Source organism: Zymomonas sp. (assembly GCF_020216885.1).
Lineage (GTDB): Bacteria > Pseudomonadota > Alphaproteobacteria > Sphingomonadales > Sphingomonadaceae > Zymomonas.
Window position 1 is genome coordinate 1 of sequence record NZ_JAIWON010000086.1, and the last position, 10,000, is coordinate 10,000.

The window sequence follows — 10,000 nt, forward strand, 5'->3', positions numbered from 1 at the left end:
AGGCGACAGATAGCCGCGATCAAACTGCATACCTTCGACGACGTCCAGTTCGAAATCAAAGCCCTTGGCTTCTTCGACCGTGATGACGCCTTCTTTACCGACTTTTTCCATGGCTTCTGCAATGCGACGACCTACTTCTTCGTCACCATTGGCAGAAATGATACCAACCTGAGCCACTTCGTTGAAATCGGAAACCGGTTTGGAACGGCTGCGGAGGCTTTCAACAACTTTCGTTGCTGCAAGATCAATACCGCGCTTCAGATCCATCGGGTTCATGCCGGCTGCAACGGATTTCATGCCTTCGCGAACAATCGCCTGAGCAAGAACGGTTGCCGTGGTCGTGCCATCACCAGCCAGATCGTTGGTTTTGGAAGCCACTTCACGAAGCATCTGGGCGCCCATATTTTCGAACTTGTCTTTCAGTTCGATTTCTTTGGCGACAGAAACACCATCTTTGGTGATACGCGGCGCACCAAAGGCTTTGTCCAAAACAACGTTGCGGCCTTTCGGGCCCAAGGTTACTTTGACGGCATCGGCAAGGATATCAACGCCGCGCAGAATCCGTTCACGCGCATCACGCGAAAATTTTACGTCTTTCGCTGCCATTTAAAATCTCCAACTAAGCATTATGTATTCTAAAAGAAAATGACATCATGCTAATTATAGTAAGTAAGCGTAAAACTGCGCCCAGCTATTAGGTCAGAAAGAAATCTTAGCTGATAATGCCAAGAATATCGCTTTCCTTCATGATGAGGAGGTCTTCACCATCAACGCGAACTTCGGTGCCTGACCATTTACCGAACAAAACCCGATCACCAGCTTTGACGTCCAAAGGAACGACTTTACCGTCTTCGCTATGGGTTCCGTTACCAGCTGCGATAACTTCGCCTTCCTGCGGCTTTTCTTTGGCTGTATCAGGGATAATGATACCGCCAGCTGTCTTTTCTTCAGCAGCAACGCGACGGACTAAAACTCGATCATGTAGCGGACGAAAATTCATATCTTCACCTTTTCCCTTGCGAAAACTAGGGGGAATTCCTGCTGGCACTCTCCCTTTAGAGGTGCCAATGACCCCCATATGGGGTAGTATTTCGGGACGTCAAGCTATCCCTCAAAAATTTTTATAAAAATTTGTTGTTTCATCTTTTTATAAAAATCTTCGCTTGTTTTTGCATATGATATCCCCGCTCAAATCTTACGGGTAAGGGCGTGAAATATATATTTTCGCCGTTTAAAATGTCATCCAAGTTCATCGCATTATCTGGCATTTGGTCTGATTAGACTGGCTATTCCGCTTGACTCTTTATTTTATTAAGGCTCAGGCTCAACAAAAATAAATCATGAAATCAAAGGAGCCAAAACGTTGAAATTACTGCGGCTATTCTGGAAAATGTTAGTTGGCATAAAAGATGTGCTGGCTCTCATACTACTCGTTTTATTTTTTGGCGCTATTTTTGTTGGTCTATGCCTAACCACCAAAAATGGTGCAATCTCAAGTCGCAATCTTGGCGCTGCATCCGCTGCGGACGGGGCGCTCCTCATTGATTTTTCAGGCAATCTTGTTGAAAAAACGGAAGGCACCAGTTTCCTTGATCTTATTCAGGATAACAACAATCAAAATGAAATCCTCTTAAGAGAGGTTGTCTATGGGTTGGAGCAGGCCGCCCGTAATCCTAAAATCAAAGCTGTTGTCCTTGATCTATCGGACTTTTCCGGTGGCGGACGTGCCGCGATCAGCGCAGTTGATAATGCTTTAGATAAGGTAAGAGCCGCTGGTAAACCTGTTCTTTCTTTTGCTGGTTTCTACAACGATGCCCGTTACCGCATTGCGGCTCATGGAACTGAAATCTGGTTACCTAATCTGGGTGAAGTCGCTTTATTGGGTGTCGGAGGAAATCAACTTTACTATAAAGGCCTCTTGGATAAATTAGGTGTTGAAACCAAAATTTATCGGGTCGGCCGCTTTAAATCCTTTGTCGAACCCTTTACGCGCACCGAACAATCCCCAGATGCCAAAGCTGCCAATCAGGCCTTGGCTAATTCTCTATGGCAGACGACCCTTCAAGATATAGCTCATGCCCGCCCCAAGGCACATGTCGCTGAATGGGCTCTTAATCCAACAAGCTTTTTAAAGAGTGGTCATAGCTTCGCGGAATTAGCACAATCTGCAGGTATGATTGACCATATCGGTAATGCGATAGACTTCGGAAATCGGGTTGCTTCTCTTGTGGGCAAAGACAAACAACCTGGAAGTTTTAAGGCTGTTTCCCTCGCTTCTTTCATTGGCGCCAATCCACCGTCTTCTGCGGGTAGTGCTATCGGGGTTATAACTGTTTCTGGCGAAATTGTTGACGACGAAACTCGATCGGGTCAGGTAAGCGGCTCCACTATTTCTTCCCTCATTTTAGATACTTTGGCAAAAGGCGATATCAAAGCCTTGGTTGTGAGAGTAGATTCACCTGGTGGTTCAGTCTCTGCTGCTGAGCAAATGCGCTCCGCTATCCTTGCTGCCAAAGCCAAAGGTTTACCTGTCATCGTTTCGATGGGGTCAGTTGCCGCTTCCGGCGGTTATTGGATATCGACGCCAGCCGATAAAATCTTTGCGGATCCATCCACAATCACCGGTTCGATTGGCGTCTTTTCACTGATTCCGACCTTTCAGCAAACGCTACACAAGATTGGCCTTTCTGCTGATGGGGTCAAAACAACCCCCCTTTCCGGCCAGCCAGATGTCTTCCGTGGCACGACGCCTGAATTTGATCAGCTCATGCAATTTGGAGTTGATACCGTTTATGATCGCTTTACTTCAATTGTAGCCTCATCAAGACATCTACCTTTGGACAAGGTGCGTGAAATTGCCGAAGGGCGCGTTTGGTCTGGTGTAGATGCCAAGAAAATAGGTCTTGTCGATCAGTATGGTTCTTTACAAGACGCTGTTACCGAAGCTGCGAAAAGAGCTCATCTTGACCCTACCCATACGCATATGCAGTTTATTGATGAAGAGCCGTCTTTTGTTGAGATGATCTTAAAAAATCTGTTTCAGCATCAGGCTTCAGACGCCAAAATAGTAGCCCGTAATCCTAATATCGACGCTTATGGTTCTATGGCGGGCAACAGTCAGGCGCAACTGGTTCGGATAGTTGCTGCAATAAGGGGCGTAGCGCAGACTTCTACAATGCAGGCTCGCTGCTTGGAATGTGCTGTTGATGTTAAACCAACCTCTCAAGACCGCCATCTTGCCGATCGTTTGATTACACAAACGGCGCTACGACCCTAAGATATTTGCTCCGATTTTACCTTAACATAAAAAGGCAGAGGATTTTTCTCTGCCTTTTTTTATCTCCGATACAATGCTAAATCGGTTTTCAATTAGGCTGTAATGCCACATGCTTAAATCAGTTCGCTTTGTGTCCGGTTATTCTCGGTAATTTATTCCTGTATAGACTTGCCTAAATGCGCTTTTCATAGAATAATTTAGGCAATATTTTTAAAGGCTGAATTCGTATTTATGGATGCCTCCACTTTATCTTTTCGCGATACGTCGTCGTCAGCACGATCTTTCCCCTTTCTTTCTATGTCAGCAGAGAGACAAGATCTCTTTTTCTCATTGGCCTTGACGGCATTACCGCGGCCAATGATTACGCCTTTATGCAGGATAATAGTTGCACGACTAGAACATCGCGTTCCCGGTTTGAAAGAGCGACTGCGCCCACTGGATGGCAAAACCGTTTTTATTCAGCCGAAAGATTTAACGGTTGGCTTTTTGTTATCTATTTCCAATGGTCATCCTCATTTAACAGCGATTTCTCCTGAATCTTTGTCGAACAAGGTAGAGATGGATGCGCGTTTAGAAGCCTCACTCGAAGTCTTTTTTCATTTGCTTCATGGTGAGAGTGATGGGGATGCCCTTTTCTTTTCACGCGATTTGAAAGTGGACGGCGATATGTCTGTCGTTGTTGCGCTTAGAAATGCGATGGATGGTCTTGGAGAAGATCTGCTCAAAGATGTTTTCACGCTGCCACGGCCTTTCCGCAGCATGTTTAGCCAAGCCGGTGGCGTAGCCAATCGCTGTCTCGATCGAATAATCGACCCTTTTTTAAAGAAAACAGCAAAACTGGAAAATCGCCTCTCAAAAATGCAGGCTGAAATTGATGCCTTGCGTCACAAAGAAGAGGGTAGTCCGTTAAAGGTCGTCCATAATTCTATCAAAAAAGACCAAGAGAATAACGCTGATCTTAGTGAAACGGCCAAAAATGCGATAGAGTTATTGGCACCTGCCGGAACGCCTGCCGCTTTAAGGTCAGCGATTGATGCTGGTGCCAATGCTGTTTATCTCGGTTTCCGAGATGAGACGAATGCCCGTAATTATCCCGGCTTAAACTTCACTCGGGAAGATTTGAAAGAAGGGATCGAATACGCGCATCAAAGAGGGCGGCGTGTTCATGTCGCGATCAATACTTATGCGGCTGCTGGACATATGGATTCATGGTATAAGGCCATTGATACAGCCGCAGAATTAGGGGCTGATGCCCTTATCATGGCTGATATGGGATTGCTCTCTTATGCCAGCCAGCATTACCCTCATTTGTCGCGGCATCTTTCGGTTCAGGCAGGGGCATCGACCCCTGCGGCGATTCAGTTCTACTATGAAATGTTTGGTATTAACCGCATGGTTTTACCAAGAATGTTTACGCTTGATGAAATCGCGGCTTTAAAAGAGAAAGTGCCGATCGAAATCGAGACCTTTATTTTCGGTAGCTTATCTCCGATGTCCGAAGGGCGCTGTGCGCTTTCAGCCTATGCGACGGGTCGTTCTCCTAATCTTTGCGGCGTTTGCTCTCCAGCGGAACATGTCCGTTACAAGAATGAAGAGGGTGTTCTTATTTCGCAGCTTGGCGATTTTGTGATCAATCGTTTTGGAAAAGATGAAGCCGCAGGATATCCGACCCTTTGTAAGGGACGCTATATCCCGAAAGGGGGTGAAGCCTCTTATCTTTTTGAAAAACCGGAATGCCTGAACGCCGCTGAATATATTGCCAGCCTCAGGGCGGCAGGGGTCACTTCTTTTAAAATCGAAGGTCGGCAGCGTAGCCGTTTTTATACCACAGAAGTTGTTTCCTGTTTTCGTGCGCTTCTTGATGCCGAAGCATCAGGTAAATCTGCTGACAGTTTACCCGATGTTTTGAATAGGTTACGTGATTTGGCCGAGGGGGGCGAAGAAACCCGCGGAGCATACCGGAAAGGGTGGCGATGAGTAGTTCTACTAGCGATCATTTGTCTTTAGGCGCGGTTATGTTCCCGTGGCCTGCTAAGATGTTACGGGATTTCTATTTTCGTATTGCCGATGAAGGCGATGTAGATAGCGTTTACCTAGGCGAGGTCATCTGCTCCAAGCGCTCGCCTTTCTTAAAACACTATTTGCCGGAAATTACGGATCGTCTTACAAAAGGTGGTAAGAAAATCGTTTTTTCTTCTATGGCCTTGGTCGGAACCGCTGATGAAGTCAGGGAGATGGAAGAGCTGGTCGAAAAGACCGATGGGCTTATCGAGGCAAATGATGTTAGCCTTGTGCGTTTATTACAGGGCAAGCCTCATCATTTGGGGCCTTTTGTTAATATCTATAACGAAGGCGCGCTTGATTTCTTAACGCGTTTAGGGGCTGAAAAGGCTTGCTTAAATCCTGAATTACCCGCCACGGTTATCAAAGAACTCGCCCAGAAAAGCACTATTCCTTTAGAGGTAATTGTTTTTGGGCGATTACCTATTTCTATTTCTGCTCGTTGCTTTGATGCCCGCGCTAAAGGCCGAACAAAAGATAATTGTCGTTTGGCTTGTCTCCATCATCGGGATGGCTTGACGATCAGTACTCTCGAAAATCAGCCTTTTTTAACGGTCAATGGTATGCAAACTCTGACCTATGGTTGTGGTAATTTAATTCAGGCTATTCCTGAATTACAGCAGGCTGGAATACACAGTTTCCGCTTGTCGCCTCAGTCAGGCGATATGGTCGCAACGGCTTCGCTGTTTAGAAAATGTTTGGCAGGTCAAATTGATGCGACAGAAGCAAGCACGCTTTTGGCAAGCTATCATCCTGAAATGCCGGGTTTTGCCAATGGTTTTCTCTATGGCCAACCGGGACATAAATTTATCACGGACGGCCCCGTTTTAAATCCGGCACCCCTCAAAAAGACAGAGAGTGCTTGATCAAAGACGCGTTTATGACTTCCTGTCGGGTAATTTTTGACTGTATTCAAAAATAAGCCGATGCAATCCGGCAGGAGTCAAATCTTCCTCATTATCTTGGGGCGGTGTTATAATGCCTTCTTCATCAAAACAGAGCAAAACATAAGGTGTATATCGCTCAGGCGTTGGCACACTAATTTCAGGAATACTAGGTCTATGATCTCCAAAAAAGGCAATAACAGCCCGTTTTTTTGCCTTTTTGAAATAGGATACTAACCCACCCAACATTTTATCGCTATTTTCTGCATGACGAATATAGGAAAGAAGCAAGGCTTCCGGTGTCGCTTTACCATCAGCATCCCAAGGGCCATGATTTTCCATCGTTACCGTATAAATAAAGGTTGGATGCTGATTTCCTTCTATAATCTCTATGATCTTTTTACCTAAAGTTACATCATCGACATAGCGTTGTCCTGCTTTTGGTGATGAAAAATAGTCTAGACCGATTAAACGAGAGAACCCTGCCAAAGGCATAATATCGTCACGGTTATAAAAACGCATATCATGCGGATGGACAAAAAATGACTGATAGCCATAATGCTGCAAACGCGCGGATAAGGCGTAAGTCATTTCTTTTTTGGCGGTCATGAAAGGATCGAATTGGCGAAAGCCGAGGTCGTCGTCTTCTCTTCCAAATAACACGCCATATTCTGTCCGCATGGTATAGGCACCAAAACCGTTGACGTGTAATTTACCGCTTTTCCATGCCCATTTTTGCGCTTCTTTCAGGGCAGGCAAGGGGGCTCTTGTGCCTTCTGGGACAAGATGGGCTGGGTCCATAAAGGACTCACATTGAATAACCAGAATAATTTCGGGTTTTCTCGATAAATCTAATTCTTCTTCACGCTCTTCTTGGAAATTTAAAGGCGTTGGATCGGGACTTCCTCGCCATCTTTGCCAATAGAGAAATAGAACCGCAATCATGCCTAATTTTTTTGAATCTTTTTCTAAAGACGGCTCTATGGCTAAATGATTGAAAAGAGGTGTTTTCAAAGCAAAATACAAAAACAAACCATCGAGCGCAAAAAGCAGAAAACCTCTTAAGTGGGCTGAAAATTGTCTATTATTGAAAATAATAAAAAACAAAATTAGAATAGGTGTTACCGTGGCCAGCAACCAACAGGTTAAAGAAGAAAGCGCTGTTAAATAAAATCGGGGATGACGTGCGACAGAAACCAAAACTAAAAAATCGGAGAAAATTAAAGGCTCTCCAAGCATTTTATATTTTGTATTTGAAATAGCGGTTAAAGCTGACTGTAATGATAAAGTTATAATGGATGATAATAAAGGATTACCTGTTAAGAACAGAAATAGACTATAGGCTGCTGTGACGACACCGCTATGAAGGATAAGACCGCTGCTGCTTCTTCTACCATAAGGTAGGGCGTAATGGTCTATAACAAAGCTTATAATAAGGGTTACTGCCAAAAACAGTAGGTCATTTATCACTTTGGATTACTGCCTTAAACTACGATCAAATCAGAAAATATAATGGGTGAAGAAAAACGTCTATGAGCCGCTATAGTGACTCTGTCTATGCCCCTTAAGCGTCAAAGGAATATTCTGTGCGCTTTCCACTATGGCAGCGACACCTCATCTCATAATAATTCTCTAGAATGATGAGAATATTGTGAAATTCTTGCCATAAATTCCATAAATAGCCTATGAACAGGGCTATTAAATCCGATTTGTTTTTATTATCAGAAGCATTCGTATAACGATTGTCTTTAAATCAAGACAAGAAATTGTTTTATTCCTATCGCGTAGATGAAAGGGGCCGTATGGCCGAAATCGTCCTTCAAAGCTTATCCCCAAGCAGATATTTCATCAGGCGTATTACCGAGAACAAAAACCATGTATGAATATCGGAAGACGATTGCTGCGAGTGATAACGCGCCTTTAATTGCTGCGCCTGCCACTCGGGTGCCGCTCCCCAAACGAAATCTTTTATTACTGCAAGGGTTAATGGGGCCTTTGTTCCGCCGCCTTGGTCAAGCTCTGACAAAACACGGTTATACCGTTTATAAAATTAACTTTAATGGTGGCGATCGCTTTTTTTGGCGTTTGCCTAACGGTATCGATTTTTGCGGAAATGAAGACGATTGGCCTGCTTTTTTTGAGGAAACCGTCAAAAAACGGAATATCACTGATGTTATTTTATTTGGTGATTGTCGGGCTTTACATCGGGCAGCTATCCATGTTTGCCGTAAACTTCATATCCCCGTGCATGTTTTTGAAGAAGGCTATATCCGTCCGGATTGGGTTACGCTCGAATTAGGCGGTGTCAATGGTCACTCTTCCTTACCGAAAGATCCTGAATGGTATAAGGCAGAGGCCGCTAAATTACCTCCCATAGCTGAACACCGCCCCGTGCCGTCTTCTTTTGTCCGGCGTGCCTATGAAGGGGTTGCTTACAGCCTCGCTACTGCGGCTTTAAAATGGCATTATCCCCATTGGAAGGACTACCGCCCTTGGCCACCTTTGGTCGAAGGTGTCGGTTGGTTAAGACGTTTATGTCGCCGCAAAAAAGCACAGGCTCGTACTGATATGTTGCTAGAACGGCTGGAACGGGAACAAACGCCTTATGTGTTATTCCCGTTGCAACTAGATGGCGATTCTCAGGTCAGGTTGCATTCTCGTTTTAACGGAATGCTCGAGGCTATCGAATTAGTTCTAGGCTCATTTGCCTTTCATGCGCCCAAACATCTCAGGCTCGTTATAAAAGAGCATCCTCTTGATAATGGTGTCCGTGACTGGTGCGCTGAAATACGGATGATCGCGGACAGGCTCGGCATAACCGACCGTATTGACTATATGGAGCTCGGTGACATTGCCCTTGTGACCCAGAAAGCCCAAGCGCTGGTAACTATCAATAGCACCTGTGGCACTTTGGCTTTAAATTGTAACGTGCCGGTCATCACATTGGGGCAGGCTGTTTATGATATTGAAGGCGTTACCTATCAAGGGAGTCTGGATAACTTCTGGAGTAATCCTGGCAAACCAGATCAGGAAATTTTTGGAGCTTTCCGGCGCGTCTTAATTGAAAGATGCCTTGTCGCAGGTGGCTTCTTCTCTGAAGAGGCGCTTGAAAAAGTGATGGAAGGCGTTCTTACTCGCTTGCAATCTGCCTGCCCGATTGAGCCTAGCCTTGTGCATGATTTATCAGCTAGCTTACAGCGAAGGCCTTCTTCAAAATTAGTCACTGCTGTTGCAAGCCATAAAAGAAATATCGCTTTCAAACGGTCATAACATTAAAAGAAACTATAGGGATCAACATCAATTGTAATGCGGGCAGAAGACGGAATAGAAATCTTTGAAAGCCATTGATGAATAACCCGTTGTATTGGGATATTCCTCTTGGCTTGGATCAGAAAACGATACCGATAACGGCCTCTTAATTGTAATAATGGGGCAGGTGCTGGGCCAAAGACTTCTATTCCATTGTCCTCCGGCTTTCTCTGTCCCAATTGATGGCCAACGGCCTCGGCTATTTCCTGTTTTTCAGAAGAGATAATCAAGGCGACATAGCGCCCAAAAGGCGGGGCTTCCGTTAACTCTCTGATTTCTAATTCTGTTTGATAAAATTCTTCGCGATCGCCTGATGCCAAAGCCGAAATAACGGGCATCTCCGGTTCATATGTCTGGATAAAAACATGCCCGTCCAGAGCACTTCTTCCCGCCCGTCCCGCAACCTGTGCAATTTGCTGAAAACTATGTTCTGACGCTCTTAAATCGCCTCCTTGCAAACCAATATCCG

At 45.1% G+C, this 10,000-nt stretch carries 7 protein-coding genes and 1 pseudogene; 4 read left to right on the top strand and 4 right to left on the bottom strand.

What is annotated here, in order from left to right; translation table 11 throughout:
* A partial coding sequence (locus LDL18_RS04685; RefSeq protein WP_296507260.1) for a TCP-1/cpn60 chaperonin family protein occupies positions 1-606 on the bottom strand: 606 nt, incomplete at its 3' end.
* A gap of 106 nt (positions 607-712) precedes the next feature.
* Complete coding sequence (gene groES / locus LDL18_RS04690) at positions 713-1,000, bottom strand: co-chaperone GroES (RefSeq protein ID WP_012817583.1); 288 nt, start codon at positions 998-1,000, stop codon at positions 713-715.
* Positions 1,001-1,390: 390 nt separating this feature from the next.
* Between groES and sppA the strand changes: the two genes are divergently transcribed.
* From sppA to LDL18_RS04705, 3 genes are all read left to right on the top strand, one after another.
* Positions 1,391-3,277: a signal peptide peptidase SppA gene (sppA, locus tag LDL18_RS04695; protein ID WP_296507264.1), complete on the top strand. Its 1,887-nt coding sequence runs from the start codon at positions 1,391-1,393 to the stop codon at positions 3,275-3,277.
* 231 nt (positions 3,278-3,508) lie between these two features.
* Positions 3,509-5,254, top strand: a complete 1,746-nt coding sequence (locus LDL18_RS04700; RefSeq protein ID WP_296507269.1) for a U32 family peptidase — start codon at positions 3,509-3,511, stop codon at positions 5,252-5,254.
* Positions 5,251-6,204 carry a U32 family peptidase gene (locus LDL18_RS04705; protein ID WP_296507271.1) on the top strand — a complete coding sequence of 318 codons (954 nt, stop codon included), beginning with the start codon at positions 5,251-5,253 and terminating at the stop codon, positions 6,202-6,204. Before LDL18_RS04700 ends, LDL18_RS04705 begins: the two co-directional genes overlap by 4 nt.
* A gap of 12 nt (positions 6,205-6,216) precedes the next feature.
* On the opposite strand, the gene LDL18_RS04710 is transcribed toward LDL18_RS04705, so the two are convergent.
* Complete coding sequence (locus LDL18_RS04710) at positions 6,217-7,692, bottom strand: LTA synthase family protein (protein WP_296507273.1); 1,476 nt, start codon at positions 7,690-7,692, stop codon at positions 6,217-6,219.
* Positions 7,693-8,097: 405 nt separating this feature from the next.
* On the opposite strand from LDL18_RS04710, the gene LDL18_RS04715 reads away from it, so the two are divergent.
* Positions 8,098-9,492, top strand: coding sequence for a capsular biosynthesis protein (locus LDL18_RS04715; RefSeq protein ID WP_296507275.1), 1,395 nt, complete (start codon positions 8,098-8,100; stop codon positions 9,490-9,492).
* 2 nt (positions 9,493-9,494) lie between these two features.
* On the opposite strand, the pseudogene LDL18_RS04720 reads toward LDL18_RS04715, so the two are convergent.
* Positions 9,495-10,000, bottom strand: a pseudogene (locus tag LDL18_RS04720) (primosomal protein N'); the annotation flags it as partial.